At 63.4% G+C, this 17,160-nt stretch carries 16 protein-coding genes; 15 read left to right on the forward strand and 1 reads right to left on the reverse strand.

Annotation, left to right across the window (positions count from 1 at the left end; genetic code table 11):
* Positions 1–280: 280 nt before the first annotated feature.
* From ACZYOF_RS35340 to ACZYOF_RS35360, 5 genes are all read left to right on the forward strand, one after another.
* A complete protein-coding gene (locus ACZYOF_RS35340; RefSeq protein WP_463718656.1) occupies positions 281–2,329 on the forward strand; it encodes an elongation factor G in 2,049 nt (682 codons plus the stop codon).
* A 51-nt stretch (positions 2,330–2,380) separates the two neighbouring features.
* A complete protein-coding gene (locus ACZYOF_RS35345) occupies positions 2,381–3,169 on the forward strand; it encodes a GNAT family N-acetyltransferase (protein ID WP_130583818.1) in 789 nt (262 codons plus the stop codon).
* Between the two features lie 3 nt (positions 3,170–3,172).
* Positions 3,173–3,805: a YoaK family protein gene (locus ACZYOF_RS35350; RefSeq protein WP_463718657.1), complete on the forward strand. Its 633-nt coding sequence runs from the start codon at positions 3,173–3,175 to the stop codon at positions 3,803–3,805.
* A gap of 38 nt (positions 3,806–3,843) precedes the next feature.
* On the forward strand, positions 3,844–4,686 hold the full coding sequence (locus tag ACZYOF_RS35355) for a shikimate dehydrogenase (protein ID WP_463718658.1): 843 nt from the start codon (positions 3,844–3,846) through the stop codon (positions 4,684–4,686).
* A gap of 111 nt (positions 4,687–4,797) precedes the next feature.
* On the forward strand, positions 4,798–5,376 hold the full coding sequence (locus ACZYOF_RS35360; RefSeq protein ID WP_463718666.1) for a hypothetical protein: 579 nt from the start codon (positions 4,798–4,800) through the stop codon (positions 5,374–5,376).
* Between the two features lie 190 nt (positions 5,377–5,566).
* On the opposite strand, the gene ACZYOF_RS35365 is transcribed toward ACZYOF_RS35360, so the two are convergent.
* Positions 5,567–6,703 (reverse strand): alpha-hydroxy acid oxidase, encoded by a 1,137-nt coding sequence (locus ACZYOF_RS35365; protein WP_028163858.1) that lies wholly within the window; start codon positions 6,701–6,703, stop codon positions 5,567–5,569.
* 105 nt (positions 6,704–6,808) lie between these two features.
* Here ACZYOF_RS35365 and ACZYOF_RS35370 point away from each other — a divergent pair, with 105 nt between their 5' ends.
* The 10 genes from ACZYOF_RS35370 to serA all read left to right on the forward strand — a co-directional run bounded on the left by ACZYOF_RS35370 (position 6,809) and on the right by serA (position 16,895).
* Positions 6,809–6,973: a hypothetical protein gene (locus ACZYOF_RS35370; protein ID WP_165421574.1), complete on the forward strand. Its 165-nt coding sequence runs from the start codon at positions 6,809–6,811 to the stop codon at positions 6,971–6,973.
* Positions 6,974–7,189: 216 nt separating this feature from the next.
* Complete coding sequence (gene glmM, locus ACZYOF_RS35375) at positions 7,190–8,542, forward strand: phosphoglucosamine mutase (RefSeq protein WP_130584143.1); 1,353 nt, start codon at positions 7,190–7,192, stop codon at positions 8,540–8,542.
* Positions 8,543–8,866: 324 nt separating this feature from the next.
* Complete coding sequence (locus tag ACZYOF_RS35380; RefSeq protein WP_463718659.1) at positions 8,867–10,123, forward strand: MFS transporter; 1,257 nt, start codon at positions 8,867–8,869, stop codon at positions 10,121–10,123.
* A 278-nt stretch (positions 10,124–10,401) separates the two neighbouring features.
* Positions 10,402–11,256 (forward strand): outer membrane protein, encoded by an 855-nt coding sequence (locus tag ACZYOF_RS35385; protein WP_463718660.1) that lies wholly within the window; start codon positions 10,402–10,404, stop codon positions 11,254–11,256.
* A 186-nt stretch (positions 11,257–11,442) separates the two neighbouring features.
* Positions 11,443–12,267: an outer membrane protein gene (locus tag ACZYOF_RS35390; protein ID WP_463718661.1), complete on the forward strand. Its 825-nt coding sequence runs from the start codon at positions 11,443–11,445 to the stop codon at positions 12,265–12,267.
* Between the two features lie 78 nt (positions 12,268–12,345).
* Positions 12,346–12,936 (forward strand): glutathione S-transferase family protein, encoded by a 591-nt coding sequence (locus ACZYOF_RS35395; RefSeq protein ID WP_463718662.1) that lies wholly within the window; start codon positions 12,346–12,348, stop codon positions 12,934–12,936.
* 17 nt (positions 12,937–12,953) lie between these two features.
* Complete coding sequence (locus tag ACZYOF_RS35400) at positions 12,954–13,424, forward strand: GNAT family N-acetyltransferase (RefSeq protein ID WP_463718663.1); 471 nt, start codon at positions 12,954–12,956, stop codon at positions 13,422–13,424.
* Positions 13,425–13,719: 295 nt separating this feature from the next.
* A complete protein-coding gene (locus ACZYOF_RS35405; protein ID WP_282529771.1) occupies positions 13,720–13,914 on the forward strand; it encodes a hypothetical protein in 195 nt (64 codons plus the stop codon).
* A gap of 78 nt (positions 13,915–13,992) precedes the next feature.
* Positions 13,993–15,165 (forward strand): phosphoserine transaminase, encoded by a 1,173-nt coding sequence (locus ACZYOF_RS35410; RefSeq protein ID WP_463718664.1) that lies wholly within the window; start codon positions 13,993–13,995, stop codon positions 15,163–15,165.
* 140 nt (positions 15,166–15,305) lie between these two features.
* Positions 15,306–16,895 carry a phosphoglycerate dehydrogenase gene (gene serA, locus ACZYOF_RS35415; protein ID WP_463718665.1) on the forward strand — a complete coding sequence of 530 codons (1,590 nt, stop codon included), beginning with the start codon at positions 15,306–15,308 and terminating at the stop codon, positions 16,893–16,895.
* The last annotated feature ends 265 nt before the right edge of the window (positions 16,896–17,160 follow it).

The raw sequence follows: 17,160 nt of genomic DNA on the forward strand, positions 1-17,160 counted from the left end.
GTAAGCTCCTGGTCCGCCTCAACGCCAAAGCACGCGAGGCGCGTGCCGCTTACGCCAATGCAACTTGACAATCCAGATAGTCGCTCATCCGGCGCTTCGCGCCACCTTCTCCCACAAGGGGAGAAGGCAAGAAGTCGTGCACGCTTCATTGCATTAGACCATTACATCGCAACGCAGCGACGTTTTCGCGCGTGTTCCCGCTTGCCAAACGCCCGCGACGGGCGGAGCATTGACGATTGCCGACCCAATCAAGGGCCGAGCTCCAAACGAGGAGACGGCAATGGGACAAGACGTCAGAAGTCCCCGAGGTCCACGGTGCATTGCACTGGTGGGCCCTTTCCAGAGCGGTAAGACCACACTTCTCGAAGCGATCTTGGCGCGGACCGGTGCGATCCGGACAGCCGGCAGTGTCGATGCCGGAAGTTCCGTTGGCGACGCCAGTGCCGAAGCGCGCAATCACAAGATGAGCGTCGGGCTTACCGCCGCCACCACGACCTTCATGGGCGACAGCTACACATTTCTCGATTGTCCCGGCTCGGTCGAATTCGCGCACGATATGCGCATGGCGCTTCCCGCGGTCGATGCCGCGGTCGTGGTCTGCGAGGCCGACGAGAAGAAGCTGCCGCAATTGCAGCTCATCCTGCGCGAATTGGAAGAGCTGGCCATTCCCGGTTTCCTGTTCCTGAACAAGATCGATCGCGCCAACAAGCGCGTCCGCGAGACGCTCGCCACGCTGCAGCCGGCCTCGCGCGTGCCGCTGGTGCTCAGGCAAATTCCGATCTGGAACGGCGACCTGATTGAGGGTTTCGTCGATCTGGCTCTGGAGCGCGCCTTCGTCTATCGCGAGCACAAGCCGTCGGAGGTGGTCGCGCTCGAACGCGGCGATCTCGATCGCGAGAAGGAAGCGCGCTTCTCGATGCTGGAGAAACTCGCTGACCATGACGACGCGCTGATGGAGCAGTTGCTCGAGGACATCCAGCCGCCGCGCGACGCCGTGTTCGACGATCTCGCCCGCGAACTGCGCGAAGGCGTGATCTGTCCGGTGCTGCTCGGCTCGGCGCTGCGCGAGAACGGCGTGCTGCGCCTGATGAAGGCGCTGCGCCATGAATCGCCCGGCATCGCCGAAACCGCCAAGCGCCTTGGCGCCCCCGAAACGAAGGATGCGCTCGCCTATGTGTTCAAGACCGTGCATTTGCAGCACGGCGGCAAACTGTCGCTGGCTCGGCTGCTCGCCGGCCGTCTGGACGATGGCGCGACGCTGATCTCCTCGTCCGGCGAGACCGGCCGCGTTTCCGGTATCCTCGCCGCAGGCGGCGCGTTCGACACCAAGCGTGCCGCCGCGGAAGCCGGTGATACGGTTGCGCTCGGCAAGCTCGATGCGATCAAGACCGGCGACACAATGGCGAGCGGCAAGACCGCGCCGCCGTCGCTGGTGAAGGTCGAGCCGACGTCGCCGGTACTGGCGATGTCGGTCGCGGCCACCGACCGCAAGGACGACGTCAAGCTCGGGCAGGCGCTGTTGCGGCTGAACGAGGAGGATCCGTCGCTGACCCAGATCCAGAACCAGCGCACGCACGATACCGTGCTGTGGGGGCAGGGCGAGATGCACCTGCGCGTCGCGGTGGAACGGCTGCGTGATCGCTTCGGCGTCAACGTCAAATCGCACCCACCTGCGATCGGGTATCAGGAGACCATCCGGAAACCGATCACCCAACGCGGGCGGCACAAGAAGCAGTCCGGCGGCCACGGCCAGTTCGGCGACGTGGTGCTGGAACTAAAGCCCTTGCCACGCGGCTCCGGCTTCACCTTCGACGAGACCGTGGTCGGCGGCGCGGTGCCGCGGAACTATATCGGCGCGGTGGAGGAGGGCGTGGTCGACGGCCTGCTCAAGGGTCCGCTCGGCTTTCCCGTGGTCGATGTCCATGTGCGCCTGACCGATGGTTCCTACCACAGCGTCGACTCCTCCGATCTCGCGTTCCGCACTGCAGCGCGGATTGGCGTCAGCGAGGCGCTGCCGAACTGTCATCCGGTGCTGTTGGAACCGATCCACATGGTCGAAATCGTCTGCCCCACCGACGCCACCGCCAAGATCAACGCCATCCTGTCGGCGCGGCGGGGCCAGATCCTCGGTTTCGACACCCGCGAGGGCTGGGCCGGCTGGGACTGCGTCCGCGCCACCATGCCGGAAGCCGAAATCGGCGACCTGATCGTGGAACTCCGCTCGGCCACCGCCGGCGCCGGCAGCTTCACCCGGCAGTTCGATCACATGGCTGAAGTGACCGGCCGGACAGCCGATCAAATTATTGCGGCGCATCGCGTGGCGGCATAAGTGTTGCTAGGATCATGGCCCCGGATCGAGGGTCATGATCCCCGCATCGCCATGGAAGTTGTCGATCTCTCCTTGAAAATGCGGCGGCTGACGCAATGGCTGGACGGCCGTTGTCAGCCTTACCGGCTTGTGCGCCGGCAGTTCGACGGTCCGCCGTTCGGTCACTGCTACGTGACCATCGATCCCGAACGTCAGGCGCCGTTTCCATCCGCCAATCTCAATCGCGTCTATCTCTGCGGCGCTGATCCCGCCATGACGGATGATGCGGTCGCGCGCTTCATCGATCTGTTCACGGCTGAGGGTGTGAAGCGCTTCTTTGTCTGGCTGAGCCCTGGTCCCGACATGGACCTGATGCGGGCGCGGCTCGAGGCGGGTGGCCTGTCGCGCGCACGCCGCACCGGATATCCAACCTTGTGGCGCACGGCCTATTCGCCGCTTCATTTCACAACCGATCTTGGCATCCGCGAGGTGACCACTGACGAGATCGATGCGGCGCGCGATCAGCTCGGCGACACGCTATGGCCGGAATATGCGCGCTCGGCCGGCCGCAGGGGCTTCGTGCACTACATGGCGTTCGACGGCGATCAGCCGGTGGCGATCGCCGCGCTCTGCCTGTTCGAGGACATCGGCTATCTCCTGGCCGCGACCACCGCCGAAAGCCATCGCAAGCGCGGCGCGCAGCAGGCGCTCATCGCAAAGCGGGTCGAACGCGCCGAGCAGATGGGCTGCACAGTGCAGGTCTCCGAGACCATGTACATGCTGGAACATTCGTACCGCAATCTGCGGCGCGCCGGTTTCACGGAAGCCTACGAGAAAGAGGTCTACGAGTGGACGGCGTGACGCATGCTTGACTCGCGCCGTAACATGACGTTGGCCTGCGCGCTGAGCGCGCTCGCCGGTTATCTCGACGGCATCGGCTATCTGCATCTCGGCGGCCTGTTCGTCTCCTTCATGAGCGGCAATTCGACGCGTCTCGGCGTCAACTTGACCGAGGCGAACTGGTTCGCGGCGGCGCAAACCATTGGCATCATCGTGACCTTCGTGTTCGGGGCCGCGGCGGGCAGCTTGATCGCGCTTGGTCGCGGCGGCCGTCGCCAGACCTGGCTATTGCTGACGGAAAGCCTGCTGCTCATCGGCGCTGCGCTGGCCTATGCGTTCGGCTGGCCTATTGTCGCGGTCGCGGCGATCGTGGTCGCGATGGGACTGGAGAACGCCGTGTTTGAGGTTGGCGGCGGCTCGGCACTTGGCCTCACCTATGTCACGGGCGCGCTGGTCAAGGCGGGCCAGCTCCTCGGGGCGGCGCTGAGGGGCGGCGCACGCTGGGACTGGCTGCCGAACCTCTTTTTATGGGCGGCGCTGGTCCTGGGTTCGACCGTCGGCGCGTTCGCTTATCTCCACCTCAATCTTTCCGCGGTCTGGTTCGCCGCAGGCGCCGCCGTCGTACTCACCGCGATCGTCGCAGTGCGGGATAAGTGAATGTTGACAGTCCGCATCGCTTGTCCGATTGGACTGAAATGACCGCACCGACCAAAGCCCGCGCCGCATGCCTGATCGGATGGCCGGCCGCGCATTCGCGCTCGCCGCTGATTCATCACTATTGGCTGAGGAAGCTCGGCATCGAGGGCGGCTACAACATCGAGGCGATCCCGCCGGAGGGCTTTGCCGAGTTCGTGTTGCATCTGTCGACGCATGGCTTCGTCGGCGCCAATGTCACGATCCCGCACAAGGAGCGCGCGCTGGCGCTGTCGGTGCCTGACGAGCGCGCCCGCGCGGTCGGCGCCGCCAATACGCTGTGGTACGAAGGCGGCGAGCTGCGCTCGACCAACACCGACGTCGAAGGTTTCATCAACAATCTCGACGCCTCCGCGCCCGGCTGGGGCCAGGCGACCGAGGCGCTGGTGCTGGGCGCCGGCGGCTCGGCGCGCGCCGTGGTGTTCGGATTGCTCGATCGCGGCATGCAGCGCATTCACCTCGTCAACCGCAGCATCGAACGTGCCCGCGCGCTTGCCGATCAGTTCGGTTCTCGCGTCGAGCCGGCTGGCTGGGACGCGTTTGCCGATCTGTTGCCGCGCGTGAGGCTGTTGGTGAACACCACCTCACTCGGCATGCACGGCCAGCCGGCGCTCGACCTCGACGTCGGCTTGTTGCCGCCAAATGCCGTCGTCGCCGACCTTGTCTATGTTCCACTGAAGACGCCGCTGCTTGCAGCCGCCGAGGCGCGCGGATTGAAGACGGCCGACGGGCTCGGCATGCTCCTGCACCAGGCGGTGCGCGGCTTCGAACTGTGGTTCGGCCAGCGCCCGCAAGTGACGGCGGAACTGCGCGCGCTGGTCGAGGACGATCTCACAAAGGCTTGAGTGCGCGAAATATCGCCGCGACAGCGGGGTCTCTGCAGAGGTGATCCACCCGGAGCTCTCGCTATGCCTCCCTACCGTTCCACGCTCGCCCGCCCGCTATTTGCCGTCGCCATGGTTGCGGCATCAACCCTCTATGCGATCGCGCAGCAGCCGCCTGTGTCCTCGCGGGTGCGCGGGACCATCGAAAGCGTCGTCGGCGACACGATCGAGGTCAAGTCGCGCAGCGGTGAGGACGTCAAGCTGCATATGACGGGCGATGCGCGCGTTGCCGGCATCGTCAAGATCGCGCTATCCGACATCAAGGTCGGTTCCTTCATCGGCGCTACGACCGTGCCGGGTTCCGACGGCACGCCGAAAGCGGTGGAAGTCCACGTCTTCCCGGAAGACATGCGCGGCACCGGCGAGGGCTCGCGGCCCTGGGACACACGTCCCAACAGCAGCATGACCAATGCGACGGTCGCCGAATCCGTGGTCAGCAATGATGGCCACACGCTGCTCGTCAAATACAAGGGCGGCGAGAAGAAGGTGATGGTCTCGCCTGACACACCTGTCGTGACCTACGTCCCCGGCGACAAGTCCGAGCTCAAGGCAGGCGCCAAGATCATCGCATTTACGAAAAAGTCGCCCGATGGCTCGCTCGAGACCAACCGTATCAGCGTCGGCCGCGACGGCATCACGCCGCCGATGTGACGCGTTTATTGTGCGCAACTCCTCCACGAACCCGTAGCCCGGGTGGAGCGAACGCGTAACCCGGGGCATCTGCATCGGCATCGCGAGCGGTCCCGGGTTACGCTGGCGCTTCACCCGGGCTACGGGGAATCCTTCCACGTGTCGTCCCGGGTCAAGCCCGGGACGACAGCTACCGAGGTGCAGCGACGACCTAAACCGCCAGCACCTTGTCGTCGATCTCTGCGATCGTGTTGACGCCGCACAGGCCCATGGTCGTCAGCAGTTCCTTCGCCAGCACGTTGATCGCCTCGGTGACGCCGGCCTGTCCGCCGGCGCCGAGACCGTAGGCATAGGCCCGGCCGATCATGCAGGACTTTGCGCCGAGCGCGAGCGCACGCATCACGTCCATGCCAGTGCGGATGCCGCCGTCGAACATGACTTCAACCTGCGAGCCAACGGCGTCCACGATCTCCGGCAGCACCTCGATCGAGGAGGGGGCGCCGTCGAGCTGGCGGCCGCCATGGTTGGAGACCACGATCGCCTGCGCGCCGGTCTTGGCCGCGATCTCCGCGTCCTCGACGTCGAGGATGCCCTTGAGGATCAGCTTGCCTGGCCAGATGCTGCGGATCCAGTCGATGTCTTTCCAGTTCAGCGAAGTGTCGAACTGCGAATTGATCCAGGTCGAGAGCGAGGTGATGTCCTGGTCGATCTTGAGATGGCCCGCCAGATTGCCGAAGGTGCGGCGCTTGCCGCGCAGCACGCCGGAGACCCAGGCCGGCTTGGTGGCGAAATCGATCAGTTTCGACAGCGACCATTCCGGCGGCACTGTCATCCCGTTCTTGATGTCCTGGTGCCGCTGGCCGATCACCTGCAGGTCGACGGTCAGGACCAGCGCGCTGCACCTGGCGGCGATCGCGCGCTCGATCAGCGCCTTGATGAAGCCGCGGTCCTTCATGACGTAGAGCTGGAACCAGAACGGCTTGTCGACGGCGGCCGCAATGTCCTCGATCGAGCAGATCGACATCGTGCTCTGGGTGAACGGAATCCCGGCGGCCTGTGCGGCGCGGCAAGCATAGATCTCGCCGTCGCCATGCTGCATGCCGAGCAGGCCGACGGGGGCGAGGATCAGCGGCATCGCGGCCGGCTCGCCCAGGATCGTGGTCCTGAGGTCGCGCTTGGAGACGTCAACCAGGATGCGCTGGCGGAATTTGATCTGCTGAAGATCCTCGCTGTTGGCGCGCAGCGTGTCCTCGGTATAGGAGCCGCGGTCGGCATAGTCGAAAAATGCCTTCGGCACGCGGCGCTTGTGTAGCTGGCGCAGATCTTCGATGCAGGTGATGTGCTTCATGGACGCTCCCGGCCCGTCTTGTATTTCGCGAATGCGCCGTCATCTAGCATGGTTGGATCATCTGCCAAATCACTCCGCCGAACTCCGACCCAGCAGGAGGCCACCATGACCGGATCGACCCCCAAGCCGAAAGATGCCGAGAGCGAAAAGCGCTCGCTTGAGGAGTCCCTGGAGGAGGGATTGGAGGAGACTTTTCCGGCCTCCGACCCCGTCAATGTGACCCAACCGCCGCCGTCCAAGGACGACCATCACATCCTCCGCAAGCGCTAGAGTCGCTGCTGGCCGCTGTCCGCAGGAACCCTGGCCTCCGAAATATACATTATTTTACAATATATTAACCTAAACTCTTGCCTTCGGGCGATGGTAATGATTCATCATATATTTTGAAGCCGCCTTGGCGGCTTACGCATTATAACGCCTGCATGGTGGCGTTTCGAGCTTCTCGCTGAGGTGGCTGGAGAAGCTCAAGCCTTACTTGGGGGTGATATGAGCCGCAAATATTTCGGGACCGACGGGATTCGTGGCCGTGCCAATGGTCTGATTACGCCGGAACTCGCCCTCAAGGTGGGGCAGGCCGCCGGCCTGGTGTTTCAGCGCGGCGACCATCGCCATCGCGTGGTGATCGGCAAGGACACGCGACTCTCCGGCTACATGATCGAATATGCCATGGTCGCGGGCTTCACCTCGGTCGGCATGGACGTGCTGCTGCTCGGCCCGATGCCGACGCCGGCGGTCGCGATGCTCACCAAGTCGATGCGCGCCGATCTCGGCGTGATGATCTCAGCCTCGCACAATCTGTTCGAGGACAACGGCATCAAGCTGTTCGGGCCGCAAGGGTTCAAGCTGTCCGACGACGTCGAGAAGCAGATCGAGCAACTGCTCGACGAGCCGATCGAGCGCCGGCTCGCGCAGAGCGCGAGCCTCGGCCGCGCCCGCCGCATCGACGGCGTCCATGATCGCTACATCGAATTCGCCAAGCGCACGCTGCCGCGCGAACTGAGCCTCGACGGCCTGCGCGTCGTGATCGATTGCGCCAATGGCGCCGCCTACAAGGTGGTGCCGGAAGCGCTGTGGGAGCTTGGCGCCGACGTCGTGCAGATCGGGGTCGAGCCCGACGGCTTCAACATCAACAAGGAATGCGGCTCCACGGCACCGGAAACGCTGGCCAAGAAGGTGCGCGAGATGCGCGCCGATATCGGCATTGCGCTCGATGGCGACGCCGATCGCGTGATCCTGGTCGACGAGCGCGGTCACGTGGTCGACGGCGATCAGTTGCTCGCGGTGATCGCGCAGAGCTGGAAGGAAGAGGGCCGACTCGCCAAGCCCGGCATCGTCACCACCGTGATGTCCAATCTCGGGCTCGAGCGTTTCCTGCAGGGCATTGGGCTCGACATGGTGCGCACGCCAGTCGGCGACCGCTATGTGCTCGAGCGGATGCTGAGCGATGGCTACAATCTCGGCGGCGAGCCGTCCGGCCACATCATCCTTTCCGACTATGCCACCACGGGCGACGGCTTCGTCGCCGCGCTGCAGGTGCTTGCTGTGGTGCAAAAGCTCCGCCGCCCGGTGTCGGAAGTCTGCCACCGCTTCGATCCGCTGCCGCAGATCCTGAAGAACGTGCGTTATCGCAGCGGCAAGCCGCTGGATGATGTCGAGGTCAAGTCTGCCATCGTCGACGGCGAGAAGCGGCTCAACGGTCACGGCCGCCTCTTGGTCCGTTCCTCCGGCACAGAGCCGGTGATCCGCGTGATGGGCGAGGGCGACGACCGCCTCCTGGTCGAGGAAGTCGTCGATCACATCGTCTCCGCACTCGGCCATGCCGCCGCGGCTGCGGCGTGACGCTCGATATAGAAGCGAGCCCCGATGCACCTCGCCCCGCTTGCGGGGAGAGGTCGAAATTCAAGCTTCGCTTGAATTTCGGGTGAGGGGGAGCCTCCGCGAGTCCGTTTGCTATTTTGCTCGCGGAGAGAGCCCCTCACCCCAACCCTCTCCCCGCGAAGGGCGGGGAGAGGGAGAAGTGCTGGCGACTGCTCCGGCCTAAATCACGACCATCCAGCGCGCGCTGGTTGCATCGCAGCCATTATCTAATCGCGCTGGTCGCAGCGGAGCGTGCGTCGTAAGCACGGCTTATTGCCGCTTCGCGAGTCCCGCCAGGAATCTCCGTTGAACAAGCCCGTTGCCGTCTCAGAAGAAGCACTGGCTGAACCGGTGCTGGTATCAGACGTGACGCCGCGCATGGCTGCCCGCGCGACCGCGGTGGGGCCGGCTTACGTCGTGCTCGCGGGCATCAGCTTCTCGCACTTTCTCAACGACACCATGCAGTCGTTGATCGCCTCCGTCTATCCGATCCTGAAGGACGCCTACGCGCTGGACTACACGCAGATCGGCATGATCACGCTGGCGTTCCAGTTCACAGCATCGCTGCTGCAGCCGCTGGTCGGGCATTTCACCGACAAGAAGGCGCAGCCGTTCTCGCTCGCGATCGGCATGGGCTTCACCTTCTTCGGCCTGCTGTTGCTCGCTGGCGCGCATCACTACGGCATCATCCTGATCGCGGCCTCGCTGGTCGGCCTCGGCTCGGCGGTGTTCCATCCGGAATCGGCGCGGATCGCGCGGCTCGCTTCGGGCGGCCGCTACGGCTTTGCGCAATCGGTGTTCCAGGGCGGCAGCTTCGGCACCTCGATGGGCCCGGTGCTCGCGGCGCTGATCGTGGTGCCGTTCGGCCAGCCGTCGATCGCGTGGTTCTCCTCGATCGCGGGCCTCGCGATCCTGATCCTGTGGCGGATCGGCGCCTGGTACAGGCCGCAGATCGTGACCAGGAAGGCGGCGGTCATCGAGCGGCACCCGGACGCGCCGGCCGGGCGGCGGGTGATGATCGCGCTCGCCGTGCTGGTCGCGCTGTTGTTCTCGAAGCAGCTCTATATCGCGAGCCTGTCGAGCTACTACATCTTCTATCTGATCGAGAGGTTCGACGTCTCGACGCAGGCGGCGCAGCTCCATCTCTTCATGTTCCTCGCGGCGAACGCGGTCGGTGCCTTCCTGGGCGGACCGCTCGGCGATCGCTTCGGCCGCAAATACGTGATCTGGTTCTCGATCCTCGGCGCGCTGCCGTTCACGCTGGCGCTGCCCTATGCCGGCCTCATCACCAGCGCCGTACTCAGCGTGTTCATCGGCCTGATCATCTCGTCGGCGACCGCATCGATCATCGTGTTCGCGCAGGAACTGATGCCGCATCGCTTCGGCATGATCTCCGGCCTGTTCTTCGGCTTCGCTTTCGGCATCGGCGGCTTGGGCGCGGCGGTGCTCGGCAAGCTCGCCGATCACACCGACATCGCCTTCGTCTACCAGCTCTGCTCATTCCTGCCGGCGATCGGACTGCTCGCGGTGTTCCTGCCGAAAATGCCGAACCACGCGCATTAAAGCGTTTTCGAGCGAAGTGGACTCCGTGCGCGTAAAGAAAACGCGTTAAGACAAGAGCTGAGATTTCATCAACGCATCGTTTGCATTTGTGGCGCGGCCGCTTTCTGTTCGACAGCGGGAATAGCGCGATACCGCGAGCTTTCGGGAAAATCGTCAGAGGTTGTCAACCTTAATAATTAGGGTTAAGCGCCGCTTAAGCATTTAGTGCCATCGTCCGGCCGTGGATTTTCAGACGTGAGGCTTCCCCGCTCGCCTCACTGGCCAGAAGGACGAAGCCAATGCGTTGCGTTAAATCTCTCGTTGCCGCTGGTGCGGTCTCCCTGATTTCCTCGGTGGCATTCGCCGCCGATATGCCGATCGCGCCGCCACCGGCCTACGGACCGCCGCCGGTGGAAGATTTCGGCGGCTGGTATTTGCGCGGCGATATCGGCTTCAGCAATCAGAGCGTGAAGGAAGTGCGCAACGGCAACAACGCCTTGTACACGCCGCTGCTCTCCCTGAACCAGCAGACCGGTTTTGATACCGGCGGCATCTTTGGTCTCGGTGTCGGTTACCAGTTCAACAGTTGGTTCCGCGCCGACGTCACCGGTCAATATCGTGGAAGAACGAACTTTCACGGCCAGGATCTCGCGACTTTTCCGCTCGGCGGCGGAGTTATCGGCGCGGGGTCTGACAACTACACCGCAAGCAAGTCGGAATGGCTTGTTCTCGCCAACGCCTATGTCGATCTCGGAACCTGGTGGTGCGTAACGCCGTTCATCGGTGCTGCTGTCGGTGCCGCGCGCGTGACCGTCTCCAATTTCACCGATCAAGGGCTTGCTGATTTCTCTCCCGGCGTGATTGCGCCAGGTTTTGCGCTTGCCAATTCGGCGTCCAAGTGGAATTTCGCCTGGGCGGCGCATGCAGGTCTTTCCTACAAGGTTAGTCCAAACCTGACGCTCGAAGTCGCCTATAGCTACGTCGATCTCGGTTCGGGATTGACGGGACCCGTGACGACGTTCCAGGGCTTCACGACCAACAATCCAATGAACTTCAAGGATATCACTTCGCACGATCTCAAGCTCGGCGTGCGCTGGAATCTGGACAGCCCGCAGCCGGTCTACGCGCCGCCGCCGCTGGTGCGCAAAGGTTAATACGGACCTTCATTGGTTAACGATTGCAGACGGCGCGGGATGTCCCCGCGCCGTTTCGTTTTGCGGAGAGCGTGGTGCTCATCACGCAGAAGATTGTGGCGAACACGGCGCGCGACAACCATTGGTTAAGGTTAACGAGCGATGATCGTCGCCGAGTTTGATTAAGTCGATTTGGGGGCGTGGGCGATGCGTAGGTTTCTGCTGGCGGCAGTGATGTGTGGCGCGGTGACGAGCGCGCGGGCCGCCGATCTTCCCGATCTCCCGGTGCTTCGCGGCAGCTTCACCGATGGGCTGACAACCTCCAGAGCTTACTGGGAAGGTCTCTATATTGGTGGCCAAGCCGGCTACGGTTCGTCCGATGCGAATTTCGACAGCAAGCCGTCATCTTTGATCTCCTCGCTGATTTCCGACAACGTCGTGCAGCAGATGGGCGTTGCGCAATGGAATCTCGGTCTCGGAAAGCAGACGGCGCGTTCGTCCGCATACGGAGCTTTTGTCGGATACAATTCGCAATGGAGCGACGTCGTGCTCGGCCTGGAGGCGAGCTACGTGCACGGCAGGTTTGGCGGCTCGGCCAGCGCCAGCAAGGAGCTTGTGAGCGGCGCCCCTCTCACCGACACATTCTACCACGATGTCGGGGTCATCTCGGCATCCTCGATCTCGATCTCGGACATCGCGACGTTCCGGGGGCGCGCAGGCTATGCCTTCGGATGCTTCCTGCCTTATGCGTTCGGCGGCCTCGCGCTCGGCAAGGCCGACATTTCGCATAGTGCAATCGTTACGGACGCGGTGAGTACCGCTCCGCTTGGGCCTTTCAGGCGGTTGATGCCATTGAGCGCGACGGATGCCGTGCACAATCACCTGATCTACGGCTACACGGCCGGCCTTGGCATCGACATCAACCTGGTCGGCGGCCTCTTCATGCGCGCCGAATGGGAATATATCCGCTTCACCACAACGGTCGATACCAACATCAACACGGTGCGCGCCGGCCTCGGCTACAAATTCTAGGCACGCTTGCGCCTGACGTGTTGACAGCTTCTGCTTCCGCTGGTGCTCTGTCATTCGGGAGCAGGACAACAGCCAGCCATGAAAATCTACGGCGACGACAAGTCGGGCAATTGCCTGAAGGTGAAATGGGTGTGCGATTACCTCGCATTGCCCTACAGGTGGATCGACGTCGATATCCTCAAGCAGGAGACGCGCAGCGCCGACTTCCTGAGGATGAACAGCGCGGGACAGGTGCCGACGGTCGTGCTCGACGACGGCCGCGCGTTGGCGCAGTCCAATGCCATCATCCGCTATCTCGCGCGCGGCAGCGACCTCATCCCTTCAGACGATTTCGCCGCCGCGAAGATGGATGAGTGGCTGTTCTGGGAGCAGTACAGCCACGAGCCCTACATCGCGGTGTGCCGGTTCCAGATGTGCTATCTCGGCAAATCCGCGTCAGAGCTCGATCCGGAGAAGGTCAAGCGCGGCCATGCGGCGCTGGCGCGGATGGAGCAGCAGCTTGCGCTGACGCCGTTTCTGGCCGGCTCGTCGCTCTCGCTCGCCGATGTGGCGCTGCTCGCCTACACGCGGCTCGCGCATGAGGGCGGCTTCGATCTCGGCGGCTATCCCGCGCTTCGCCGCTGGATCAATGAGGCCGAGCGCTCACTTGGCCTGGCGCCGGCGCGTTAGCCGTTTCGGAATATATTATGGCACCTGCGTCTTCGATCACGATCCGTCGCGCCTGTCGCGACGATGTTCCCATCATCGTCGCCATGCTCGCGGACGATCGGCTCGGCAGCGCGCGCGAGCGGATCGAGGATCCCTTGCCTCAATCCTATTTCGCGGCATTCGAGAAGGTCGACCGCGATTTGAATTTCAAGCTCGTGGTCGCCGAAGACGCTGACGGCACGGTGGTCGGTTGCCTGCAGCTATGCATCCTGCCGGGCATAAGTTCGCAAGGTGCCTCACGCGGCCTGATCGAGGACGTGCGCGTCGCGAGCCATTGCCGCAGCCGCGGCATCGGCGAACAGATGGTGCAATGGGCGATCGTTGAAGCGCGCGCCAACGGTTGCATTCTCGTCGAACTGCTCACGCATCACACCCGCGCCGACGCGCAGCGTTTCTATGAACGGCTTGGATTTCAACGCAGTCATGTCGGCATGACGATGCGCTTCTGAGTTGCGCCAAGTTGCGCGGCTACCATCGCTGATCGCAGTGGTAGTCCTCGCTCTGCGTTCCGGTTAACAAGCGATAAACTACGCCGGCCTCCGTAATTTTACTGGCGGGAACGCTCCTGATAGTTACGCGTCTCCCAGCGGCAGAACATGGTCCGCTAGAGCATGATCCGGAAAAGTGGAAATCGGTTTTCCGAAAGATCATGCTCAAAGAAGTGAGATCATGATCAAGCAAAAAAATCGAACGCGATGACGGTCCAAAGTCATCGCGTTCTGGGACGGCTTGGGGATATTTCAGATGAAGCGATATTCGATCGTCAGGGCGGGCAATGAATACATCGTGCAGGCCGGTGAAAAGAGCATCATGAGAGTCTCCAGCCGGCGAAAGGCCGTGAAGCTGGTGAACGATGCGGCCGGACTGCTTGATCAGGCTCCGGCTCCGTCGCCGGGCGAGCCTCCATCAATCGCCTGTGATCGTCCTGAAGTTCCTTGACGAGTCTTTACCCTTCCACTATCTCCGACAGCGGGAAACCTCTCCCCACCGAGAGGCAGCTATCTGGAAGGGTAGATCATGACTGCAGCGAAGCCCGCTTCGCGGCCGAACGTGCCGCATTTCTCCTCCGGCCCCTGCGCCAAGCGCCCCGGCTGGACTCCCCAAAATCTCAAGGACGCCGCGCTCGGCCGCTCGCATCGCGCGAAGATCGGCAAGGCCAAACTCAAGCAAGCCATTGAGCTGACGCGCGAAGTGCTGGAGGTGCCGACCGACTACAAGATCGGCATCGTGCCGGCTTCCGACACCGGCGCGGTCGAGATGGCGCTGTGGTCGCTGCTCGGAGCGCGGCCCGTCACCACGTTGGCCTGGGAATCCTTCGGCGAGGGCTGGGTCAGCGACATCGTCAAGGAATTGAAGCTGAAGGACGTCACCAAGCTCAATGCCGGCTATGGCGAGATCCCCGATCTCTCCAAGGTCGATCCGGCAAGTGACGTCGTCTTCACCTGGAACGGCACCACCTCGGGCGTGCGCGTGCCGAACGCCGACTGGATCAGCGCGACCCGCGAAGGCCTCACCATCTGCGACGCGACCTCGGCGGCGTTCGCACAGCCGCTCGACTGGCCGAAGCTCGACGTCATCACCTTCTCCTGGCAGAAGGCGCTCGGCGGCGAGGCGGCGCATGGCATGCTGATCCTCTCGCCGCGCGCGGTGGAGCGGCTCGAGACCTACAAGCCGGCCTGGCCGCTGCCGAAGATCTTCCGCATGACCAAGGGCGGCAAGCTCAACCAGGGTATCTTCGAAGGCGAGACCATCAACACGCCGTCGATGCTCTGCGTGGAGGACTATCTCGACGCGCTCGAGTGGGCGAAATCGATCGGCGGCCTGAAGGCGCTGATCGCGCGCGCCGACGCCAGCACCAAGGTGCTTGCCGACTGGAAGGCGAAGACGCCGTGGATCGATTTCCTGGCCAAGGATCCCGCGATCCGCTCCAACACCTCGGTGTGCCTGAAGATCACGGATCCCGCGATCACCTCGCTTACGCCGGACTTGCAGGCCGACTTCTGCAAGAAGCTGGTCGCCCTGGTCGAGAAGGAGAATGCGGGCTTCGACTTCGCGCATTACCGCGATGCGCCGGCAGGCCTGCGCATCTGGTGCGGCGCCACTGTCGAAGCCAAGGACGTCGAGCTGCTGACACAGTGGATCGACTGGGCTTTCGCCGAGACCAAGGCGCAGCTTTCGAAGGCTGCGTAAGTAACGTCACCTCATCGTCGTCATGGCCGGGCTTGACCCGGCCATCCATCACGAAACGAGGATGGACTCGCGGGGCAAGTTCGCGGGTGGCGCCATCAGTGCATCGTCCATCAAGGGACCACTCCCAAGGGACCATTTCCATGAGCAAACCCAAAGTTCTCATTTCCGACGCCCTGTCTCCCGCCGCCGTGCAGATCTTCAAAGACCGCGGCGTGGAGGTCGACTTCCAGCCCAATCTCGGCAAGGACAAGGAGAAGCTCGCCGAGATCATCGGCAACTATGACGGCCTCGCGATCCGCTCGGCGACCAAGGCAACCGCCAAGATCATCGAGAAGGCCACCCGGCTGAAGGTGATCGGCCGCGCCGGCATCGGCGTCGACAATGTCGAGATTCCTGCGGCGACGGCCAAGGGCATCATCGTGATGAACACGCCGTTCGGTAATTCGATCACGACCGCCGAGCACGCGATCACCCTGATGCTGGCGCTCGCCCGCGAAATCCCGCAGGCCGATGCCTCGACGCAGGCCGGCAAGTGGGAAAAGAACCGCTTCATGGGGGTCGAGATCACCAACAAGACTTTGGGCGTGGTCGGCTGCGGCAATATCGGATCGATCGTCTGCGACCGCGCGCTCGGCCTGCGCATGAAGGTGATCGCCTTCGACCCGTTCCTGTCGCCGGAGCGCGCCAAGGACATCGGGGTCGAGAAGGTCGAGCTCGACGAGCTGTTCAAGCGCGCCGATTTCATCACCCTGCACACGCCGCTCACCGACAAGACCCGCAACATCATCGATGCCGCGGCGCTTGCGAAGATGAAGAAGGGCGTGCGCATCGTCAATTGCGCCCGCGGCGGCCTCGTCGACGAGCAGGCGCTGGTGGACGCGCTCAATTCCAAGCATGTCGCGGGCGCGGCCTTCGACGTGTTTAGCGAGGAGCCGGCGACCTCGAACATCCTGTTCGGCCATCCCAACGTGATCTGCACTCCGCATCTCGGCGCGTCCACCACGGAAGCGCAGGAGAATGTCGCGCTGCAGGTCGCTGAGCAGATGTCGGACTATCTGCTCACCGGCGCCATCTCCAACGCCATCAACTTCCCCTCGATCACGGCCGAGGAGGCGCCGAAGCTGAAGCCGTTCATCGAGCTCGCCGAGAAGCTCGGCTCGTTCGCCGGCCAGCTCACCGAGAGCGGCATCGTCAAGACCCAGATCACCTATGAGGGCCATGTCGCCGAGATGAAAATCAAGGCGCTGACCTCGGCGGTGCTGTCCGGCCTGCTGCGGCCGATGCTGGGCGACGTCAACGTCGTCTCCGCGCCTGTCGTCGCCAAGGAGCGCGGCATGGTGGTCGACGAGGTGACGCGCGCCGCGCAGAGCGACTACGAAAGCCTGATCACCGTAACCGTGACGACGGAGCGGCAGGAACGCTCGGTTTCCGGCACCGTCTACCACGACGGCAAGCCGCGGCTGGTCGACATCAAGGGCATCCGCGTCGATGCCGAGTTCGGCAAGTCGATGATCTATGTGACCAACGAGGACAAGCCGGGCTTTATCGGCAAGTTCGCAAGTCTGCTCGGCGACGCCAAGATCAACATCGCGACCTTCCATCTCGGCCGGGTCGCGCAAGGCGGCGACGCCATCGCGCTGGTCGAGGTCGATGGTCCGGTGCCCGCGGACGTGCTCGCCAAGGTGCACGCGCTGCCGCAGGTCAAGCAGGCCAAGGTGCTCGCGTTCTAACGCGGGACGTGCCAATTGCTGCGCCCTCGCCCCTTGTGGGAGAGGGCAGCTCCGCGTCAGTACGGGACTCATTCGGGTGAGGGGTTCTCTCCACGAGCGCTGTCATCCGTGGAGACAACCGCTCATCCGGCGCTTCGCGTGAGCAACCGGCGACATGGGTAACACTTCAAACCGACGACATGGGTAACACAATTCTCGTTTCGTTCAGGTCTGCTGTTGCTGGGGCTGTGGACCCTGGGGGCAACGCGCAGCGTTGTCCCCAAGT

It is taken from the genome of Bradyrhizobium sp. LeoA1Lang (genome assembly GCF_055413685.1).